Genomic DNA, 21,693 nt, shown 5'->3' with positions numbered 1-21,693 from the left:
GTCCTCTGCTAGTGACAAACGTTTTTTTACCAGAAAGCCCCTTCCTACACGCCGTAGAAAGGGGCTTTTCACTTAAGAACGCTCAGCACACCTTAGAGGACGGATGACCACGGCCTTCGGCCTCGCCATGACACAAGCAAAAAGCCCCGCTGGAGCTAACCAGCGGGGCTTTTTATAATAAGTTGCCAGCTAAACTACACCACCACGTTGACCATGCGGCCGGGCACGACGATAAACTTCTTGGGCTCTTTGCCCTCAGCGAAGCGCGTCAGGAAACCGGATTCGCGCACGGCGGCTTCGATTTCGGCGGCGGTAGCGGCGGCGGCAAACTGCTGGGTTTCGCGCACTTTGCCGTTGATGGCCACGGGGTAGTTTACAGTATCCTCGACCAAAAACTCCTCCTTGAACTCCGGGTAGGAAGCGGAGCTGATGCTGCCTGCTTCGTGGCCCAGCTTCACCCACAGCTCCTCGGCCAGGTGAGGCGCGTAGGGCGAAACTAGAACGCAGAGCGGCTCCAGGATGGCCCGTTTGTGCGAATCAAGGGCCGTCAGCTCGTTCACCGTAATCATCAAGGCGCTGACGGTGGTGTTGAACGAGAATTTCTCGATGTCCTCTTCCACCTTCTTAATGGCCTTGTGCAGGGCCTTCAACTCGGCGGGCGTAGCCGCTTCGTTCGTTACGGCGAAGTCACCGTCCTGGGGATGATAGAGGCGCCAGAGCTTTTTGAGGAAGCCCGCCACGCCGCTCATGCCGTTAGTGTTCCAGGGCTTATACTGTTCCAGGGGCCCCAGGAACATTTCGTACAAACGTAGCGCGTCGGCTCCATACTGATCTACCAGTGTATCGGGGCTCACTACGTTGAACTTGCCTTTAGACATTTTTTCAACCTCCCAGCCGCACACATAGCGGCCATCATCCTCGAGGATAAACTCAGCTGAAGCATAGTCGGGACGCCACTTTTTAAAAGCCTCCGCATCAAGAACGTCGTTATTCACGATGTTCACATCGACGTGTAGTGCGGTGGTTTCGTGCTGGTCTTTCTTGCCGGCGGTTACGAACGTGTTAGTGCCGTTGATACGGTACACGAAGTTGGAGCGGCCCAGAATCATGCCCTGGTTGATGAGCTTCTGGAAAGGCTCAGCGGCGGTTACTAGGCCCAGGTCTTTCAGAAACAGGTGCCAGAAGCGGGAGTAGAGCAAGTGACCCGTAGCGTGCTCTGCACCACCGAGGTATAAATCCACGTTCTGCCAGTACTGCTCGGCTTGTTCGCCCACAAAACGCTCGTTGTTGGTGGGGTCCATGTAGCGCAGGAAGTACCAGCTCGAACCGGCCCAGCCGGGCATGGTGCTCAGCTCATACTCATACTGGCCTTTGTACTTCCAGTCCTTGGCGCGGCCTAGGGGCGGCTCGCCGGTTTCGGTGGGCTTGTACTCGTCAATTTCGGGTAGCACCAGGGGCAGGTCTTCTTCGGCTACGCCGTAGGCCACGCCGTCCTTGTAGTAAATCGGGATGGGCTCACCCCAGTAGCGCTGCCGGCCGAAGATGGCGTCGCGGATGCGGAAGTTGGTTTTGCCCTTCCCGATGCCGCGCTCCTCAAGCTGCTGAATCAGGGTTTGAGTGGCTTCCTTGTAGCCCATGCCCTGGATAAGGCCGTGCAGATACTTGCCTTCCTTGGTTGGGTCGGCCTGCTCTTCAATCTGCTGCTGATCCACGACCTGCACGATAGGCAAGCTGAAGTGCTTGGCGAAGACGTAGTCGCGCTGGTCGCCGGAGGGCACGGCCATCACGGCGCCGGTGCCGTAGCCGGCCAGCACGTAGTCGGCAATCCAAATCTGGATGGGCTCGTTGCTGAACGGGTTGATACCGTAGGAGCCGGTGAAAGCGCCCGACACGGTTTTGGTGTCGGCCATCCGGTCGCGCTCCGAGCGGCGCTTGGTGGCGTCGATGTAGTCCTGGATTTCGGCCTGCTGCCCGGGCGTAGTCAGCTCCTTTACCAGCTCGTGCTCGGGAGCCAGCACCAGGAAGGTGGCGCCGTAGATGGTGTCGACGCGGGTGGTGTAGACCTTGATCTGGGCCTGCTCGTGGCCTTGTACCTCAAAGGTGACCTCTGCGCCGATGGATTTACCAATCCAGTTGCGCTGCATTTCCTTCACGGCCTCGGGCCAGTCGATGTGGTCGAGGCCCTGCAACAGGCGGTCGGCGTAGGCCGTAATGCGCAGGTTCCACTGGGGCATCAGCCGACGTTCCACGGGGAACCCTCCGCGTTCGGAGAGGCCGTCCTTTACTTCGTCGTTGCTGAGCACCGTGCCCAGGCCGGCGCACCAGTTGACGTAAGTATCTGACTGATAAGCCAAACGGTAGGGGTGAACGGCCTGCAGCTTCTGCTTTTCGCTCCACATCTGCCACTGGCCGGCCGTGAAATCGTGGCGTTCCTCTTCGTCGCCGGCGGCGCGCACGCCCTGGCTGCCGTTTTCGGCAAACTTGGCGAGTAGGGTTTTCAGGGGCTCGGCGCGGTCGGTGTCGAGGTTATACCAGGAGTTGAACAGCTTAAGGAAAATCCACTGCGTCCACTTGTAGTACGAGGGGTCGGAGGTGCGGACTTCGCGGCTCCAGTCGTAGCTGAAGCCCAGGGACGAGAGCTGCTCGATGTAGCGGGCAATGTTCTCGCGGGTGGTCTTTTCGGGGTGCTGTCCGGTCTGGATTGCGTACTGCTCGGCGGGCAGGCCGAAGGAGTCGAAACCCATGGGATGCAGCACGTTGAAGCCCTGCAGGCGCTTGTAGCGCGTCACGATATCGGAGGCAATGTAGCCCAGGGGGTGTCCTACGTGCAGGCCCGCCCCCGAGGGATAGGGGAACATGTCGAGCACGTAGTATTTGGGCTTAGCCGAGTTGTTGTCGGCCTTGAAGGTGCTATTCTCTTTCCAGTGGGCTTGCCACTTCTTCTCAATATCCTGGGGGTAATAGCCGGGCATGGGCTTCCAATTAGTTGATGGGTGCTGAACAGGCGAAATTAAGCGGAATTGCCGGGAAAGGGTAATTCTCGGCCAGATTAGCGGGCGGGAGCCGGTTAAGCAGGGCGGTTGAGGGGGCGTTTTGAGGCGACAAGTAATTACAAAGGCCCGGCAAGTCATTGCACAACGGCACTAAGTCGTTCCAAAGGATAGTCCGGTGATGACAAAGGCTCAGTGAGGGGCTTTAAAAGCTTGCCAAGGCCCTTCGAAGACTCGGCAAGGCGTGAGTAAGGCCTGTCAAATGGTGTTTTGCCTCAGGCAACGCATGTTTTCGGTCCGGTAAACCGGACTTTACTTTGGCAAAGTCTTGTTTTCGAACCGGCAAGGAGAAAAGACGGCCGGTGGAAGCGCTACACTGGGGAAAAGTTGTGCAACTTGCCCGGCTAACTTATTGCGGAATGTTACCGGGTGCCTTATGATCAAACAGTACTTTTTGCTGCTCTCCTGCTGGTGTATGGCCTTGGGCGGGGCAGCCCAAACCGTTCCGGCCCCAGTGCGGCCGGGGCTAACCGCCGTGACGGTGTATCTGAACGGGACGGCGCTGGAGCACCAGGGACGGGTGCCGCTGACCGCGGGCCTCAACCGGCTGGCGTTGGTGGGACTCTCGACCAAAATCAACCCCGAAACGCTCGAAATTGAGCTGGGAGAAGGGGCTGAAGTGCTGGGCGTGGGCACGAGTGACGAGGAGCCTGCTGGCCCGGTGGCCCTGAATAAGTCGGCCGTGGACAGCCTGGCCCGGACCAATGAGGAGTTGCGCCGGATTGAGGCGGAACTGAAAGGACTGGAGCAGGAAAAGGCGTTTTTGCTGGCCAACCAGACCCTATCAGCGGGCACCCAGGCCAACTGGAGTGCTGAAGTGATGCGCGGGGCCACGCTGATGCGCACCCGCCTGGTGGCTATGCAGCTGGAAACAACCCGCCTGCAAACCCGGCAAACCGAGCTTCAGGCCCAGGCCAACGTGCTGCGGCCCCGGGCCGCCGCTACCGGCGCCGACAACCGGATGGTGGTGCTGGTGCGGGCCACCCGCGCCCTGACCGTACCGCTGACGGTGCGCTACTACGTGTCGAGCCGCGGCCCGTGGTGGCCCAAGCTGGATATCCGCGCCGACGCGGCCGGGCGGGAGCTACAGTTTATTACCCACGGGCTGCTGCGCAACCAGTCGGGCCTGCCCTGGGAGCGGGTGCGGGTGGTGCTGATGCGCCACAACCTGGGCGAGGACGTGTCGCGCCCGGACCTGGCGCCCTGGGAGCTGGACTTTCGGGGCGGTGACCATATTGGGGAGGGGCGCATCGACCAGTTTGTGGTGAAAGGCACGGCCAAGGGCAAGCCGGTGGAAGTAACCCAGGGCACCCGCTACGAGGTACCCGAGGTGATGAGCCTGGCCGTGGGTGGCCGGCGGGAGCTGACGCTGCCGCCCGTGCGCCTGGGGGCCCGGCCCGAGTACCTGGCCATTCCGCGGCTGTCGGAGCACGTGTTTTTGCAGGCCAAGGTAGCCGGCTGGCAGGGGCTACAGCTGCCCGAAGAAGCCCAGGTATACCACCAGGGCGCGTACGTGGGCGACACCGAACTCAATGAGCGGGCCTATAACGACTCGCTGGAGGTGGCCCTGGGCCATGATGAGCAGCTGGTGGTAGGCCGGGCCAAGCTGGAGGATTTCAGCGGTGACGTGCCCCTGAGCGACAAGCGCCGGGTGCGCCTGAGCTACGAGCTGAACGTGCGCAACAACCACCCGACCACCGTGCGTCTGCGCCTGCTGGATCAGATCCCGATTTCGGAGGAAAAGGAAATTGTGGTGAAGGTGATTGACACCAGCGGGGCCCAGCTGGAGGAACGCAGCGGCAAGCTCACCTGGGTGCTGACTCTGGCCCCGGGCGCCAGTCAGCGGCTGCGCTTCAGCTTCCAGGTTGACTATCCCAAAGACAAAAAGGTGGAAATCATCAAGCACGAAACCCGGGTTTCCTCGCCTAAATTCCGGTAGCGGGGCGGGGGCATGAGGCGGGGCAGGGTACTTTGCGGAGGTCGGGTGGTGTTTTTGGATAGTTCTGCTTAATAGAGTGTGCCAAATGGTACTGTAGCGCTTATATTGCCGACTTCTGACGTTCTGTGCTACTTCTAATTTGTCTTTAATGAAGCTCTACTCTACCTTGACCGGCCTGCTGCTGCTGACGGCCGGGCCCCTATTGGCCCAGCAGGCCCCCGCCAGCCTTCAGGCCCTGGACGACACCTATGGGTACCGGGGTGCCCGTTTTGAGAGTGACACCAGCGCCTTCCGCGACCTGGCCCTAGCCGAAAAAGCAGGACAGACGCGCTACTACCGCCGCAAAACCGAGCCCAAAACCCTTGGCGAGGGGGAAGTGTTCGACGTGACCTACGGCTTTTATCAGGGCAAGCTGAGCGTGATTCTGCTCAAAACCCAGGGGCTGGCCAATAGCCGGGCCATGCTGGCCGCCCTGCAGCAAAAGGCGGGCCCCGGCACCCGCAGCAGTGCCTTTGCCCAGCGCTTTGCCTGGAGCGGCAAGAAGGTGCACATGAGCTACGAGGAAAATGCCATGAGCAACGACGCCGTAGTGGTGCTGACGTGCAAAAAGCTGAAGGAAAAGGAGATGAAGCAGGTCCTGAAGTCCCAGCCGACTACCCGGACGGCCCCCATCGGAAGCTAATGTATGCTGCGTATGATGCCAAAAAGCCCGGCTGGCCGGGCTTTTTGCGTATCTGAAGCGTAGTTGCTTGCTGCGGGGCTGGCTATACCAGACCTTCCAGTGGATTTTTGCCGTCCAGGGTTCCTTGGCCGCCCAGCACCTGAAAGCGGGCAAACAGCTCCTCGCCGTACCACTTTTCCTGGCGGGTACGCTGAATTACGCCCTTGTGTGCTGCCCCGCGGTAAGCATATTGCTGCATGCTGACCGCCGATTCCCACACGCTGAAAGTGGCCTGGCGCACAATCGGGATTTCACCCAGGCCAATGGCGGCCCGCACCCCTTGCGCCTGGGCAAAGGCGGCGCTGGTAGCGGGCACGGCCCGCCAGAATTGCGGAGCTTTCCAGAGCTTGATGGAAGCCCGGGTAAGCACGGCAACCGGCCCGTCGGCCGGGGCAGGAGTAGTGTGATAGTCGAAAGGGTTCTGGCCGTCCCAGAGGCCGTGGGCTTTCAGCGGGGCGAGCTGCACGGTCCAGGTTTCGGTGCTATGCTGCTGGTAGCTGAGCCACAGCGGGTGCGTGGCAAAGAATGTTTCGGCGGCAGCCATGGTTTCCCAGACAGCCATCAGGGCGTAGCGCTGAAAGTTGGGCTTCAAGCCAAAATCGTAGCCGCTGCCTAGCATCTTAAAGAAGCGCAGACCAGCTACGCGCTGCAGCTGCCGGGGCGCGGTGCCCATTTGAGCCAGGCCCCAGCGGGTGGTGCCGGGTTGCAGCGTGAAAATGGTGAGGGTGGTAAGCAAGGGCAGTAGCAGAGAAGCGGCCGAAAAAAGTCTTGCCGGGGGAGGGCTGACAAAACAACAAAAAAGGGCCGGAATTGCTTCCGGCCCTTTGCTTTGGTGGCGCAGGCGCCTAGAGGTTTACCTTGGTATGCTCGTCGCCGGTGGGCTGGTACCGCTCACCGGTAGCCACGGCTTTGGCGTAGCCAAAGGCGCGTACCAGCACGTTGCTGGGCTGGTCCCAGTATTCGCCGCGGCTGATATCCACGCGCAGCAGGGAGATATTCGGGTCGTCGGAGCCCTTGGGGAACCAGGCGCGCAGGCCTTCGCTCCACAGATCCTTGATTTTCTGCCGGTCGTTGACCACGGTGGCCGTGCCGGAAATGGACACGTACAGGTTCTGGTCGGGCTTGGAGTAGCCCAGGTTTACGTGGCGCTCCTGCTGTACTTCGTCAATCTTGGCGGAATCTCCTTCGGTGAAAAACCACAGGGTGCCGTCGGCCTCGGGCTCGTGGGTGTACATCGGGCGGCTGTGCAGCTCCCCGCTGGGTTCCACGGTGGTCATCATGGCTATTTTAATGTCTTTGATGCGCTCCACGAGCTTCGTGACATCGTGGCTAACGGCTACTTGCTCGGCCATAGTATCTAGGGTTTTGGTAGTGTAAGGGTGTGCAAGGAAGTACGGCCGGGGCGGGGGAAGGTTCTACGGTCGGGCTTTGCAAAAGCTCTTGCCGCAGTTTTCCAGTACTTTGCCCTCCATGAATTTTCTTGCTCACCTGCTGCTTTCCGGCTCACCCGCCACTACACGCGACTACGAAGACCTGGTCATCGGCAACTTTGCCGCCGAGGCCGTGCGGGGCCGGGCGCAGGTGCAGGCTTATCCTGCCACGGTGCAGCGTGGCATTCACCTGCACCGCTTCATCGACTCCTTTACCGATACGCACCCCGTGGTGCGGCGCACCACCGCCCGCCTGCGTGAAGCCGGCCTAGGCAAGTGGGCCGGCGTCGTGGCCGACGTTGGCTACGACCACCTGCTGGCCCGCGACTTTTCTGACTTTCATCCTGCCGAGCCCTTGCCCGCCTTTGCCCAGCGCCTCTACGCCTTGCTGCAGGCTCGCCGGGCGGAGCTGCCTGAACGTTTGCAGCACATGTTCCAGTATATGCGCCGCGACGATTGGCTGACGGGATATGCCCAGCCGGAAGGGCTAGAGCGGGCCTTATACGGACTGAGCCGCCGGGTGCCCAGCGGGGCGGTGCTGGCTACGGGGCGGCAGCGTTTCTGCAGGAAGAGGAGGCCTATGAGGCAGACTTTCGGGAGTTCTGGCCCGAGTTGCGGGCCGGAGTGGAGGCGACCAGGTAAACTGAGGTGTATATTCGATGCTCTTGTTTACATTTACCCCTCAGTATTCAACCCTAGCTATTCATGAAACATACACTACTGCTGGCGCCATTAGTAGCGCTGAGCTTTACGGCGTGCACAAAAGAATCAGAGAAGGTGGAGGTCACAGCGGAGCAGCAAATCCTGGGCTCCTGGGAAAATTCCCTGGTTAAGAGAAGCTTTTACAAGCCGGATAACACCCAGATCTGCACGAGTGAAATTCCAACCAAGGACATCTTTGTGGTCACGAAGGATTCGGTAAAGATTCTCTACGAAGGAGGCGGTACGTATAGTCGGCCTTACACCATTAAGCGGGCCCAGGGGAAAACCTATATTCAGCTCCTATACCCCGGGAATGTAGTGGACGAGCACGAGCTAATTTCTGTCAATTCCACAACCATGGAGTGGGCAAAGGCTGGCACAGGAGCCGGGTCGTACTATTGCGGCCCCGCCGATGTTTATCCAAGCAGAAATGTCCTTTCCCTACACTTTACCAAGAAGTAAAACCACTATTAGCGTTTGGCAAGCCGTATTCCATTAGGCAGCTACCAAAAAAACGGGGCCCGAAGGCCCCGTTTTCAGTATCAGTAGTAGCGGCAAGAGCCTAGTGGTGGTGACCACCTTCGCCATGCACGTGGCCGTGGGCCAGCTCTTCCTGAGTGGCGTCGCGCACGGCGGCTACTTTACCATCGAAGTGCATGACCATGCCGGCCAGGGGTGGTTGAAGTCCATCTTCACGGTGTCGGCACCGATTTCGACGATTTTGCCCTGCATGTGGTTGCCCTGGTTGTCGGACATTGGCAGGAAGTTGCCTTCCTGGAGCATTTCCTCGTCAATCTTGCCGTCGATTTCAAAAACATTCTTGGGGATGTCCACTACGGCCTGCTGGTCGTAGTCGCCGTAGGCCTGCTCGGGAGTCAGGGAGAAGTTGAAGGAGTCGCCGGCGCTTTTGCCGCTGAGCTGGCTTTCAAACTCCTCGGGCAGGCCGCTCTGGCCAAATAGGAACACCATCGGGGCCTCGGCCTCAGCCGATTCTACCAGTACTTTCTCTTGGTTTTCGTCGGTTACGCTCAGGTCGTAGGTGATGGTAACGACTTTATTAGGGCTGATCTGGGCCATAATCGGGGTGGATTCGATATCCGGGTTGGGTGAAAAAACAGTTTAGGGCGGCTAGTTACGGAAATGGCCGGTAAAAAGCGGCTCAGAATTCTATAGATACTGTAACCCCCAGACCAGGGTTATACGCCAAACGGGTTTGATGGTCTGTTTCGGCGGGGGCCCTGCCTACCGCCTTCGCCGAAACCCGTTTGGTGGCGCAGCTCCGAATTACCCTTGGGGACGCACCCGCTGGGCGTAGAAATTAGCCGCCGAGCTTACAGATAGTACTCGAGGTTTTCCCGGGTGATGATGTCGAGCGGCAGGTACCGGAGCCGCAGCACCTCTTTCTTGAAGATCAGCAGGTCGGCCAGTGCATAAATGCCCCGGTAGCCCTGCTTCTTGGGATTTTGATTGATCAGAAAGTCAATGACGCCCTCGTTGAGAAAGTGAATGTTTTTCTCCAGCAGATCATAACCTACCAGGCGAATGTCCTCCCGGCGGTAAGCCTGCAGGTAGGGCGCAATTTCGTACGCCTTGGAGGTACTCACAAAAATTCCCTTGAGCTGGGTTTGCTCCTCGTCTAGCAGCCGGTTGAGCAGGCGGGCAAACGACGGATCGGCAGGGTGGGGCAGATCCACACTGAGTACGGTGTGCTGGCTCTTGGGCTGGTCCGGGGCGGCCAGTTCAGGAGTGGTAGCCAGCTGGGCGAAGTAGTCGCGGAAGCCGCGCTCCTTCTGGGTAATGTGGGCCGAGTTGGCAATATCCTCGGCAATGTGGGCAATAAGGAACGTGCCGGGCTGGGTTTGCCCAATGTGCACCAGCTTGCCCGCCAGGAAGCCGCTCTGGTAGGAATCCTGCCCCACGTAGCTCAGTGGCTGCAACTCGGCGATATACGTGTTAAATAACACGTAAGGAATGCCCTGCTGCTGCCATTGCTCGAAGAAAGCCAGCGACTCCCGGTAGAACAGCGGGGCAATCAGAATACCGTCAGGGGTAGCCCTAGTGGCCGCTTCAGCCTGTTCCCGAAACGACTCTACCTCGGTCAGATTATACGGATACACCACAATGCTCAACCCGTACTGCTTGAGTTCCCGGGCTGCTTTCTCAATGCCGTTCCACGGGGCTTGCCAGTAGGGGTCCAGCGTATGATCGGGCTGCAGGACAGCTAGTTGGTAGGTGCGGTTGGAGCCGAGGGTACGCGCAATCATGTTGGGCTCGTACTCCATTTCCTTCATCATCGACAGTACCTTCTGCCGCACATCCTCTGCCACTCGGCCCCGGTTATGTAACACCCGGTCGACCGTGCCAACCGAGACATTGGCCTTGGCCGCTATATCCTTAATGCGCACCGCGTTTTTCTTCATGGGGTACCCTGCGCTTACTGGTAAAACATGCCAAAGATATCACGAAGGTAACACGTGGGCGACAAGCAGCCGAGGACTCCAATGCTACAGTTGTGAGAAGGAAGAGAGGTATAGGTGCTCGTATTAATGAGCTACGGCAAGATTGGCTTCAGGAACAGCTTTTAGTCAGCTACACAGCTTTACCGGATTTCAGAAGTTGTATAAGGTATCTGTCTTTCTTCCTACTTAAAGCGTGATGCCTGATAAATATAGTATGAATTATATAAAAAGCTGCGTGTGCGCCCACTCATCGGAATAATTATTTGCGTGTGCGCACACATTTATTTGTTAGTTCCCTTGCATTAGTTCATTAGCTTTCTTACGTTTGGCTTAGATGCTACTCTAAGTGCCAGGAAAATCCTATTCGATTTCTGGGCTAAAGGCTATACAGCTTATATTTCCTAGTTAGTCATTACCCGCTCGGCTTACCGACCTGCCGCCTGCTACAGGATGGTTTCATCATGGGATGAGCCACCGGTATCGGCCACCTCTTGCTTCGTCTTAAAATCCCCACTTTTTAAATACGAAAGGCCGCAATGGAAGTCCTCAACTATCCCGAAACCACCTTTGAAAAGCTCCCGGTCACTATTTTTGACAACGTCCAGGAGGGAGCCGTCACCCTGGCCTACGAAATTGCCGAGCTGATTCGCAGCAAGCAACGGAAAGGCGAAATGGTGGTGCTGGGCCTGGCTACCGGCTCGTCGCCCATCAGCGTGTATCGAGAGTTGGTTCGCCTGCATCACGAGGAAGGGCTGAGCTTCCGCAACGTCATCACCTTTAACCTCGACGAGTATTACCCGATGCAGCCCGACGAGCTTCAGAGCTACGTCTACTTCATGCACGAGCACCTGTTTAACCACATCGATATTCTGCCCGAGAATATTCACATCCCGGACGGTACGCTCCCCATCGACAAGGTAAAAGAGTACTGTCAGGCTTACGAGAAGCTCATTGAGGACTGTGGCGGGCTTGATCTGCAGCTATTGGGCATTGGTCGCACCGGCCACATCGGCTTCAACGAGCCCGGTTCGGCCATCACCTCAACGACCCGCCTAGTAAAGCTCGACCCGCTGACTATTACGGACGCGGCCAAAGACTTTATCAAGGAAGAATACGTGCCGCTCCGGGCCCTGACAATGGGCGTGGGCACCATTATGAAGGCTCGCAAAATCATGCTCATGGCCTGGGGCGAGGGCAAAGCTAAAATCCTGCATAAAACGGTAGAGGGCCGGGTTTCGGACGAGGTGCCGGCTTCCTTTCTGCAGCTGCACCCGCGCGTGGCCGTCGTTGTCGACCAGTGGGCTGCCGCCGAGCTGACCCGGGTGAAAACGCCCTGGCTGGTGGGCATGTGCGCCTGGGACGACAACTTAATTCGCCGGGCCGTAATCTGGCTGAGCTTGAAAACCCAGAAACCCATTCTCAAGCTGACCGACGAAGACTATAAAGACGGCAGCCTGAGCGACCTGCTGGTGGAGGCTGGCAATGCTTATAATCTTAACCTGAAGGTGTTTAACGCTATTCAGCGCACCATTACGGGCTGGCCCGGCGGCAAACCGAACTCCAACGACACCCACCGCCCCGAGCGGGCCGAGCCGGCCATCAAACGGTCGTTGATTTTCAGTCCCCATCCCGACGACGACGTTATTTCCATGGGCGGCACCCTGCTGCGCCTCGTCGACCAGGGCCACGATGTGCACGTAGCCTACCAAACCAGCGGCAACATTGCCGTATTTGATGACGACGCCCGCCGCTACGCGGATTTTGCCCTGGATTTCGCCCAAAAAATGAACGTGGGCGCGGCCGATATGCAGCAGAAGCACCACGAAGTAGTTGAATTCTTACGGTATAAAAAGCTGGGCGAGGAAGACAGTCCGCTGGTGCAGGACATCAAGGCGCTGATCCGTAAGGGCGAAGCCGCCGCCGCCTGCCGCTTCTGCGGCGTCAAGGAGCAGAACGTGCACTTCATGAACATGCCGTTCTATGAAACCGGGCAGGTAAAGAAAAAGCCCCTGGGCGAGGCCGACATTCAGGCCGTTGTCGACATTCTGCAGGACATTCAGCCCCACCAGATTTTCGCGGCCGGGGACCTGCGCGACCCGCACGGCACGCACCGGGTATGCTTGGACGCCATTTTTGCCGCCCTGGCCCGCCTCAAAGGCAAGGAGGCCTGGGTGGAGGACTGCAACCTGTGGCTGTACCGGGGCGCCTGGCAGGAGTGGGACGTGGAAGAAATCGAAATGGCCGTGCCCATCAGCCCGGAAGAGCTGTTGCGCAAGCGCAAGGCCATTTTCAAGCACCAGTCGCAGAAAGACAGCGCCGTGTTCCCCGGCAACGACAAGCGCGAGTTCTGGCAACGCTCCGAAGACCGCAACCACACCACGGCCAAGCTTTACGACAAGCTGGGGCTGGCCGAGTACGAAGCTATGGAAGCTTTCGTCCGCCACCGGTTCTAGGGCCGGTTCAGAGAAGTTCCGAAATTCCCACCAAAGGCTGGTAATCAACTTGTTTTGGGCAGCTGCCGCTTTTTTCAGCGGCAGCTGCTGCCACCGCTGTGGTCTTGCTGGTTGCCTGCCCCAAGCCCTTTTCTGCCCTATGAAACAAGCTTCCCGAAGTGTCGTACCGCCGCTGGCTATTATTGGCGCTCTGTTTTTTATTTTCGGGTTTATAACCTGGCTCAACGGAACGCTGATTCCATTTTTAAAGCTGGCCTGTGAACTGACCTATTCGCAGGCGCTGCTGGTGACGTTTGCTTTCTACATTGCCTACGTTTTTCTGGCCATTCCCTCGGCACTTATCCTGCAGAAAACTGGCTTTAAAAACGGAATGGCGCTGGGACTACTGGTTATGGCGGCTGGGGCGCTGCTGTTTGTGCCAGCGGCCCACGCCCGCTCATTTGGGCTGTTTCTGCTCGGGCTGTTTGTGCAGGGCGCGGGCCTGGCTTTGCTCCAAACCGCTTCCAATCCCTACGCTACTATTCTGGGGCCCCTGGAAAGTGCGGCCCAGCGCATCAGCATCATGGGCATCTGCAGTAAAATAGCGGGTGCCCTGAGTCCGGTGCTTATCGGGGCGGTGGTGCTGGAGGGAGCCACGGCGCTGGAAGCCCAGCTGGCTACTAGTTCAGCGGCCGCGAAGGCTACGCTTCTTCAGCAGTTGGCCGACCGGGTTATAAGCCCTTACGTGATTATGGCAGTGGTTTTGGTAGTGTTGGCCGTCCTGATTCGGCTTTCCAGCCTACCCGAAATCGGCCCGCTGCCGGAAGATGCTGCGGAAGCCAGCGAGGAGCCAACCCGCAGCATTTTTCAATTTCCGCACCTGCTGCTGGGCGTGCTGGCCATTTTCTGCTGCGTAGGAGTAGAGGTAATTGCCGGCGACACCATTATCCAGTACGGCCGGGAGCAAGGCATCAGTCTTGATGTGGCTCGTAACTTCACTTCCCTGACTCTGGTAGCCATGCTGGTGGGCTACGTTATTGGTGTGTTGGCCATTCCCCGCTACGTTAATCAGCAGACGGCCTTGAGCATCTGCGCCCTGGTAGGCGTAGGCTGTACCTTAGGAATTGTGTGCACCCACGGCTACGTATCGGTATTGCTGGTAGCCCTGCTGGGGCTGGCCAACTCGCTGCTCTGGCCGGCTATATTTCCGCTTAGCATTCAGCGCCTTGGCGCACTGACCGAGCGGGGCTCCGCATTGTTGATAATGGGTATTGGGGGCGGGGCCATTTTGCCCTACGTCTATGGGTTGCTTAGCGAAAGCATCGGCTTGCAGTATGCGTATGTGTTGCTGATTCCGTGCTACCTCTACATACTGTTTTTTGGCTGGAAGGGCCACGCCTACCAAGTGAGAAGCCAGGCAAAGTACACTGTGCCTGCCGCTGCCAGCGCCCCGGCCAGTTTGGTGCCCGCGCCGCTTGAGAACGGTATCTAGGTTGAGTGGATACAAGAAAAATTATATCAATAATAATCGAATACTTAAATGGAGTAGGGCATAACAACTGCTCTATTATTCGCAGACTTTTTTGGATTTTTGAGAATAGCTTTTCCTGCGTGTGCGGGCACTTTGAATCGAAATTTCTGCGTGTGCGCACACATATTTTCTTAATAGTGCTTGTTTCGTCGCCCAAGGAAATCTAAGTTTGGAGCATAGCCAGTAATACCTATTCAATTAGTCTTGGTTTGTTCTCGGAATCAGGCTATTTGGAATACTGGTGAGAATAAGGTGTCTGGGCTTAGCCTAAAGGTCTGTATCCTACCCCTGCGAATACGGCCGGCTCTTATTGTCTTTCCATTAGGTGGCCGCTTATGCACACGCCCGAGTACCCTGCTCCACGCTCTATTACCTGACTATGAAGTTGTTTGCAGCTTCAGAAGTCGTCGATAATACCGTAGTTCCGGCTGGATAATCCCTGATTAACTCAGCCGCTTTGCCCGTCAGAGCCTGCTCCCGGTACTGCCCCGCAGTACGCCCACCTAGTTGCGCATTCAATACGAATTCTTCTTTCCTGCCTGATTTTCGGGTGGTTTCTAGGCCTGTGTAGCCTGAGAATCCGCTGCGGTCGGGCTTGTGAAGCTGGTTGCCGCGTTTTCTCTCACCAACCCCCACTGAAGGCTATGCGAAAATTTACTTGGCTTACTGTATTGCTGCTCCTGAGCCTGCCGGGCTTAGGATTGGCTCAAACCCTGACGGTGACTGGTAAGGTCACCGACGCGAAAGGCGGCTCCCTGCCGGGCGTCACCGTCATTGTCCGCGGTACCCAGCAGGGCACCAGCACCGATGCCAGCGGGGCGTATTCCATTGCGGCCCCCGATACGGCCGCCCTGGTGTTTTCTTCAATTGGCTTTACTCCGCAAACCATTGCGGTGCGGTCCAGAAGGGTTGTCGATGTGACGCTGAGCGAGAATGCCCAGCAGCTGGGCGAAGTGGTGGTAACGGCCCTGAACGTAGCGCGGGAGCGGAAAACCCTGGGCTATTCCGTCACGGAGGTGAAGGGCGAAACCCTGACTCAGGCACGGGAAACCAACGTGACTAACTCCCTGGTGGGGAAAGTAGCCGGCCTGAACGTAAACTCTACCGCCGGCGGGGCGGGCTCCTCCAGCAACGTTATTATCCGGGGCGTGTCGAGCCTGAACCAAACCAACCAGCCGCTCTACGTCATCAACGGGATACCGGTGGAAAGTCAGCCCAGCGTTGCCAACACCGGCGGGCAGTACGACAACTCCCCCGATCTGGGCGACGCCATTTCCAACATCAACCCCGACGACATTGAAAGCATTTCGGTGCTGAAAGGCGCCGCCGCCGCCGCCCTGTACGGCTACCGCGCCAAGGCCGGCGTAATTCTGATTAACACGAAAAGCGCCAAGAACAACGAGGGAATCGAGTTCAACAGCAACTACGTAACCGAGCGAATTTTCAGCCTCACCGACTGGCAGTACGAGTACGGGCAGGGCGCCAATAACATCAAACCCACTACGGCCGTTGGGGCCGCGCAGGTCGGCAACTCCAGCTGGGGTGGCCGACTCGACGGCTCGCAGGTCATTCAGTTCGACGGTACCGTGCGGCCCTACGTAGCGCAGAAAGACAACCTGCAGAATTTCTACCGCGCAGGCCACAGCTGGACCAACACCCTGGCCTTCAACAAGGCATTCACCGGCGGCTCGGTGCGGCTTTCGGCCAGCAACTTGACCAACAAGGCCGTAGTGCCCAACTCGGGGCTGGGCCGGCAGACTTTCAACTTTGTCGGCACCTTCGACCCGTTTAAGCGCCTGACCATCGACGCGCGGGCCAACTACATTCTGGAGCAGGCCGATAACCGCCCCATTCTTTCCGACGGCGCCGGCAATGCCAACTTCAACGTGACCTTCCTGCCCACCAGCCTGGACGTGCGCACCCTGGAGCCTACGGTAAATGCGGACCGCACCGAGCTGCAGTACAACACCGGCAACCCCTACAACACCAACCCTTACTTTGCCGCCTACAGATTCGTTAACAACACCCGCCGGGAACGACTGCTCTCGTCGGTGAGTGCGCGCTATGCCTTCGAAAATGGACTTTTCCTGCAGGGCCGGGTAGGACGCGACGGCTACACCGACCGGTTTACGAGCGTGACGCCCTCGGGCACGGCCTACCTGCCCACGGGCCGCATTACGGAGCTGACCACCCAGTTTACGGACCTGAACGCGGACGGGCTAATCGGGAAAACGTTTGAAGTAGGCGACGACTTCGCCTTCACGCCCAACCTGGGGGTTAGTTACCGGCGGACCAAGTCGGAGGCTTTCCAGAACATCGGCTCCGACCTGGCCGTGTTTGGGGTGAACACTCTGGGTAACGCTAAGAACAAGTCGGCCCAAAGCTTCTTCAGCGACCAGGAAGTGCAGTCGGCCTACGGCTCGCTGGAGTTTGCCTACCGGGAGCTGCTGTTTTTGACGACCACGCTGCGCCGTGACTGGTTTTCGACCCTGGCCACGCCGGGCAAAGACAACAAGCTTTTCAATACGACTCCCGGTATCAGCGCCTCTTTTGTATTCTCGGAGCTGGTGAAGCCGGACTTCCTGTCGTTCGGCAAGATCCGGGCGGGCTACTCAGAAGTCAGCCAGGCCACGCTGCCGTTCCAGACCCAACTGAGCTACGCCTTCCTGCCCACGTCGCTTAACGGCCTGCCGCTGGGCACCATCAGCCCCGACAACGTGAACATTCCCAACACGGGGCTGCGGCCTTCCCGGGCTCAGGAAATAGAAATCGGCACGGAGCTGGCGTTTGTCAAGAACCGCGTGCGGCTGGACCTGACTTTCTACAAGAAGAATTCGAAGGACGAAATTGTCTTTGCCCCGGCCTCCATCAGCTCGGGCTACCAGGGCGCCGTGCTCAACTCGGGAGAAATGGAAAACAAGGGCGTGGAAATGCTGCTGACCGTGCAGCCCATTCGCACCACGGACTTCATCTGGACTTCCTCCTACAACGCGGCCTACAACAAAAACACGGTGTTGTCGCTGGCCGCCGGGCAGCAGCAGTCGGTGTACGCTACCTCGCGCTCGGGTGTAGGCTTCGTAGGTCAGATTGTGGGTCAACCCTACGGGCAGGTGCTGGCTTACGACTACAAGTACAACGCCGACGGCAGCATTGCCACCACGCCCAACGGGGTGCCGGCCCGCGGCGAGCTGAAGTCCTTTGGTACGGCCTTTCACCCCTGGACCCAGGGCTGGAGCAACGACTTCGTGTATAAGCGCCTGAATCTGGGCGTGCTGATTGATGGCAAGTTTGGGGCAAGATCTTCTCGGCCACCGACTACTACGGCACCCTCTTCGGGTTGCACAAGCGGACCCTGGTGAATCGGGAAGGCACCTTTGGCACCGACAACATTGACGCGGCTACCTACTACAGCACGCTGGCTAATAACGTGTCGAAAGACTTTGTGCAAGATGCCGACTTCATTAAGTTGCGGCAGGTAACGCTGGGGTATTCTTTTCCCAACGGGTTGTTTAACAATCATATCCAGCGCCTGACGGTGAGCCTGGTGGCCCGCAACCTGGCTTTCCTGAAGCGCAACACCGACAACATCGACCCCGAGGGCAACTATAATGCCTTTGCCCAGGGTCTGGAACTCGGGGGGTGCCTCCGGTCCGCACGTTCGGCCTGAACCTGAACGCCAAATTCTAGTGCCTGCCTCCGCAGTTCCTCTCAACGCCCTTCGCCATGAAAAATATTTTTCCTAAGTACCCCGCCGCTCTGCTGGCTGCCCTGCTGCTGGCCAGCGGCTGCACCGATGATTTCGAGGACATCAACACCAACCCGTCGACTTATACCCAATCGACGTTCGATGCCAACTACCTGCTGACTACCTCCCAACTGGCCTACACCGGGAGCTCCGACTTTGCCTACGACACCTGGCGGGCCAACCTGATTTACAGCGCTACCGTCATCCAGGGCCTCTCGACCGTGGTAAGCTACTGGGCCGGCGACAAGTACCTGCTCAATGAGGCCTACACCGCCGCCTACTGGGGCGGCAATACTGTGGGTGCCTACGCCGAGCAGGTGAAGCCCGTAACCGACATGGTGGAATTCACAAGAGGCAAGGCCCAGTACAAAAACCTGCATCAGGTGGGCCGCATCATGCGGGCCCTGATTATGGAGCGCCTCACCGACCTCTACGGCGACGTGCCCTACAACGAAGCGGGCAAGGGCTACTACACGGGCACAATCCGGCCTAAATATGACAAGCAGCAGGACATCTACAACGACCTGCTTAAGGAAGTGGAAGAAGCTACTGCTGCCCTCGACCCCAACGCTGACGTGCCGAGCGGGGACGTATTCTACAAGGGCAACATCGCCCAGTGGCAGCGGCTGGGCAACACCCTGCTGCTGCGTCTGGCCATGCGCCTGACCAAGGTAGACCCGGCCAAGGCGCAGGCCTACGCCACCAAGGTGGTGGGCAAAACCATGCAGAGCAACGCCGACAACGCCTACGTGGTGCACGACGTGGCCGGGGCCCGGGTAACCCAGAACCGCAACAGCCAGGTGCTGCTCGGCGACGGAGGCCAGGAGAATTACTACGTGAAATGGTCCCAAACCTTCATTGATTACCTTAAAGGCAACAACGACCCGCGCCTCTCGAAAATAGCCGTCACCCAGCTCTATCTCACCGACGTGAGCAAAACCCAGAATCCGGGCGCTATTTCGACTCCGGCGGTACAGAAGGGCATGCCCAACGGCAAGGACCTGAGCGGCCGGGCAGCCTTCGATATCTCGGGCGCGGCCAACTACACGACGTTTCCAGCCTATTCCTCGCCCAGCCCCGGGATGATCAAGCGCAACGGACCCACGTTTGTGCTGACCTACGGCGAGTCGGAGCTGCTACTGGCCGAGGCAGCCCAGCGTTGGGGTATCGGCGGCAGCGCCGCCCAGCACTACAACGCCGGCGTGACGGCCGCCATGACCTACCTGAGCCAGTACGACCCAACTATGGCTGTGGCTGAGGCAGAGGCCACTACCTATTTGGCGGCTCACCCCTATAATGCAGCCAACGGGCTGGAGCAAATCAACACCCAATATTGGGCCTTGACCAACACCATGCTGGATTTCTACGAGTCGTGGGCGAACTATCGTCGCAGCGGCTTTCCGGCCCTCACCCCGGTGGTGTATCCCAACAATGCCACCAACGGCCAGATTCCGCGCCGCTTCCCGTACCCCACCTCCGAAATTACCAGCAACCCCGACAATTACCGGGACGCCAGCGCGGCCGTGACTGGCGGCGACAACCTGATTGGTCGGGTATGGTGGGATAAATAAACAGGAGGGGAGAGCCTGCACAAGGCCAGCCGGCAGCTTCTCCGCGGCAACGCGGCAGCTGCCGGTTTGGCCGCCGGGCGACTCGCTATATCCTGCAAATATTCCCTGAGTCCTTACATTGGCGGCGCTAGTCGTTTCACCAACCCATTTTCTTGCGCTCAACCCACCGTTTATGCCCTTTTCTTTCTCTTTTGCTACCCGGCTGGGTGGAATTCTGGCGGTAAGCCTGTTGGCTGCACCGTCAGCCTCGGCTCAATTGACCGAAATTCCGGCGCAGCGTCTGGGGTTGGTGCCGCTGCCGCGCGAGGTGAAAGCCTACACCGCCACGTATGCCCTGCCCCAGAAAGTGAGCATCTACGCCGTGGGCAAAGACGGGGGAATGTGGCCGGTCTGCTGAAAGAAATGCTAACCGGGCTGGGCAAAACCGTCACGCTGACCTCGACCCGGGCGGGCGCCAATATTGCCCTGGTTACGGCTGCCACGCCCAACGCCGAAGGCTACCAGCTCACGGTTGACCAGCAGGGCATCCGGATTACGGCGGCCGGTGGGCCGGGACTGTTTTACGGAGCTCAGACCTTGGTGCAGCTGCTGCCGGCTAAGTCGGCGGCTACGGCTGCGGTGCCCTACGTACGTATCAATGACCAGCCGGCCTTCCGCTGGCGCGGGGCCATGCTCGACGTGAGCCGCCACTTCTTCTCGGTGGACTTCGTCAAGCGCTACATCGATTTGCTGGCCGCCTACAAGCTCAACACCTTCCACTGGCACCTGACCGACGACCAGGGCTGGCGCATCGAAATCAAGAAATACCCCAAGCTCACCCAGGTCAGCGCCTTCCGCAAGGAAACCCTGATTGGGGCCCAGCAGCTGTTCAAAACGCCCGCCGAGTTCAAGTACGACGCTACGCCCTACGGTGGCTTCTACACCCAGGACCAGATTCGCGACGTGGTGGCCTACGCCCAGAAGCGCTACGTGACCATCGTGCCCGAAATCGAAATGCCGGGCCACTCGGTGGCCATTTTGGCTGCGTACCCGGAGCTGGCCTGCAAGCCCGGCACCTACGAAACCTGGACCATGTGGGGCGTAAACGAGGACATCGTGTGCCCCACCGAACCCACGTTCCGCTTTTTCGAGGACGTACTGAGTGAAGTAACGGCCCTATTTCCCGGGCCCTACGTGCACATTGGCGGCGACGAAGCGCCCAAAACCCGGTGGAAGGAAAGCGCCGCCGTGCAGGAAATCATGAAGAAGGAGGGCTACACTGACGTGGAGAAGGTGCAGGGCTGGTTTAACCGCCGGATCGAGAAGTTCCTGGAAAGCAAGGGCAAAAAGCTCATCGGCTGGGACGAAATCCTGGAGGGCGGTATTGCGCCCAGCGCCACGGTGATGAGCTGGCGGGGCGAGAAAGGCGGTATTGAGGCCGCCAAGATGGGCCACGACGTGGTTATGTCGCCCACTACCCACCTGTACATCAACTACGGGCAGAGCAAGAAGCCCCACAGCCCCTTCGAGCCGCTGATGATTGGGGGCTACATTCCGCTCGACGTCATCTACAACTACAACCCGCTGCCGGCCGAACTGACCCCGGAGCAGCAAAAGCACGTGCTCGGGCCCCAGGCCAACATGTGGACTGAGTATATCACCACACCCGCCGCGGCCGAGTACATGCTGTTTCCGCGGCTGCTGGCCGTGTCGGAAGTAGCTTGGCGGCCGGCAGCCGGCAAGACATACACCGAGTTTCTGCCCCGCATGGGCCAGCAGTTTGCCCGCCTCGACGCCAAGAAAGTGTACTACCGGGTGCCCGAGCCCCTGGGCCTCGACAGCGCCAGCGTAGTCCGTCAGAATGGCAAGGCCGTGTTTACGCTTCGATCCCTGGTGCCCGGTGCCCAGATTCGCTACACCCTCGACGGCCACCTGCCCGACGAAACCACCGAACTCTACACCAAACCCCTGGCCGTACCCCTGAACAAGGGCCTCACCGTGCGGGCCGTTACGATTACGCCCAGCGGCCGTAAAAGCCCGCCGGCCGAGCTGCTGGTTAATTAACATTTCCGCTTTTCCCGTCCTTCTTGTTTCCGCAAGAGCACACCACGGCGGTTGCGCCGTTCTTGCCCAC

At 58.8% G+C, this 21,693-nt stretch carries 16 protein-coding genes; 11 read left to right on the top strand and 5 right to left on the bottom strand.

Going from position 1 to position 21,693, the window contains the following annotated elements; genetic code table 11:
- Positions 1-194 precede the first annotated feature (194 nt).
- Positions 195-2,972, bottom strand: a complete 2,778-nt coding sequence (gene leuS, locus MUN79_RS20780) for a leucine--tRNA ligase (RefSeq protein ID WP_244674495.1) — start codon at positions 2,970-2,972, stop codon at positions 195-197.
- A 454-nt stretch (positions 2,973-3,426) separates the two neighbouring features.
- On the opposite strand from leuS, the gene MUN79_RS20775 reads away from it, so the two are divergent.
- Both MUN79_RS20775 and MUN79_RS20770 read left to right on the top strand, forming a co-directional pair.
- Entirely contained in the window at positions 3,427-4,989 is a 1,563-nt protein-coding gene (locus tag MUN79_RS20775) for a DUF4139 domain-containing protein (RefSeq protein ID WP_244674494.1), read from the top strand.
- Positions 4,990-5,137: 148 nt separating this feature from the next.
- Positions 5,138-5,671, top strand: coding sequence for a hypothetical protein (locus MUN79_RS20770; protein ID WP_244674493.1), 534 nt, complete (start codon positions 5,138-5,140; stop codon positions 5,669-5,671).
- An 82-nt stretch (positions 5,672-5,753) separates the two neighbouring features.
- Here the strand turns inward: MUN79_RS20770 and MUN79_RS20765 are convergent, their stop codons facing one another.
- Entirely contained in the window at positions 5,754-6,446 is a 693-nt protein-coding gene (locus tag MUN79_RS20765) for a spheroidene monooxygenase (protein ID WP_244674492.1), read from the bottom strand.
- Between the two features lie 109 nt (positions 6,447-6,555).
- Complete coding sequence (locus tag MUN79_RS20760) at positions 6,556-7,062, bottom strand: pyridoxamine 5'-phosphate oxidase family protein (RefSeq protein WP_244674491.1); 507 nt, start codon at positions 7,060-7,062, stop codon at positions 6,556-6,558.
- A gap of 118 nt (positions 7,063-7,180) precedes the next feature.
- Between MUN79_RS20760 and MUN79_RS20755 the strand changes: the two genes are divergently transcribed.
- Together MUN79_RS20755 and MUN79_RS20750 are read left to right on the top strand one after the other, a co-directional pair.
- The gene (locus MUN79_RS20755; RefSeq protein ID WP_244674490.1) at positions 7,181-7,849 is read left to right on the top strand and encodes an acyl carrier protein phosphodiesterase; all 669 of its coding nucleotides are present in this window, start codon (positions 7,181-7,183) and stop codon (positions 7,847-7,849) included.
- A complete protein-coding gene (locus MUN79_RS20750) occupies positions 7,846-8,304 on the top strand; it encodes a hypothetical protein (RefSeq protein ID WP_244674489.1) in 459 nt (152 codons plus the stop codon). The genes MUN79_RS20755 and MUN79_RS20750 overlap by 4 nt, the downstream gene beginning before the upstream one ends.
- A 174-nt stretch (positions 8,305-8,478) precedes the next feature.
- On the opposite strand, the gene MUN79_RS20745 is transcribed toward MUN79_RS20750, so the two are convergent.
- On the bottom strand, positions 8,479-8,919 hold the full coding sequence (locus tag MUN79_RS20745) for an FKBP-type peptidyl-prolyl cis-trans isomerase (protein ID WP_311136538.1): 441 nt from the start codon (positions 8,917-8,919) through the stop codon (positions 8,479-8,481).
- Positions 8,920-9,173: 254 nt separating this feature from the next.
- Entirely contained in the window at positions 9,174-10,262 is a 1,089-nt protein-coding gene (locus MUN79_RS20740; RefSeq protein ID WP_244674488.1) for a LacI family DNA-binding transcriptional regulator, read from the bottom strand.
- A 575-nt stretch (positions 10,263-10,837) separates the two neighbouring features.
- Between MUN79_RS20740 and nagB the strand changes: the two genes are divergently transcribed.
- The 7 genes from nagB to MUN79_RS20705 all read left to right on the top strand — a co-directional run bounded on the left by nagB (position 10,838) and on the right by MUN79_RS20705 (position 21,623).
- A complete protein-coding gene (nagB, locus tag MUN79_RS20735) occupies positions 10,838-12,754 on the top strand; it encodes a glucosamine-6-phosphate deaminase (RefSeq protein WP_244674487.1) in 1,917 nt (638 codons plus the stop codon).
- A 139-nt stretch (positions 12,755-12,893) separates the two neighbouring features.
- A complete protein-coding gene (locus tag MUN79_RS20730; RefSeq protein WP_244674486.1) occupies positions 12,894-14,225 on the top strand; it encodes a sugar MFS transporter in 1,332 nt (443 codons plus the stop codon).
- Between the two features lie 683 nt (positions 14,226-14,908).
- A complete protein-coding gene (locus MUN79_RS20725; RefSeq protein WP_244674485.1) occupies positions 14,909-17,623 on the top strand; it encodes a SusC/RagA family TonB-linked outer membrane protein in 2,715 nt (904 codons plus the stop codon).
- Positions 17,602-17,931 (top strand): hypothetical protein, encoded by a 330-nt coding sequence (locus tag MUN79_RS20720; RefSeq protein WP_244674484.1) that lies wholly within the window; start codon positions 17,602-17,604, stop codon positions 17,929-17,931. Before MUN79_RS20725 ends, MUN79_RS20720 begins: the two co-directional genes overlap by 22 nt.
- A 56-nt stretch (positions 17,932-17,987) precedes the next feature.
- Positions 17,988-19,580, top strand: a complete 1,593-nt coding sequence (locus MUN79_RS20715; RefSeq protein WP_244674483.1) for a SusD/RagB family nutrient-binding outer membrane lipoprotein — start codon at positions 17,988-17,990, stop codon at positions 19,578-19,580.
- Positions 19,581-19,752: 172 nt separating this feature from the next.
- Positions 19,753-19,977: a hypothetical protein gene (locus MUN79_RS20710; protein WP_244674482.1), complete on the top strand. Its 225-nt coding sequence runs from the start codon at positions 19,753-19,755 to the stop codon at positions 19,975-19,977.
- 5 nt (positions 19,978-19,982) lie between these two features.
- Positions 19,983-21,623: a beta-N-acetylhexosaminidase gene (locus MUN79_RS20705; protein ID WP_244674481.1), complete on the top strand. Its 1,641-nt coding sequence runs from the start codon at positions 19,983-19,985 to the stop codon at positions 21,621-21,623.
- Positions 21,624-21,693: the final 70 nt, after the last annotated feature.

Origin of the sequence: Hymenobacter cellulosilyticus (genome assembly GCF_022919215.1) — a bacterium.
Lineage (GTDB): Bacteria > Bacteroidota > Bacteroidia > Cytophagales > Hymenobacteraceae > Hymenobacter > Hymenobacter cellulosilyticus.
Note: the sequence above shows the minus strand (reverse complement) of the source record. Positions and strands in the feature narration are given on the sequence as shown.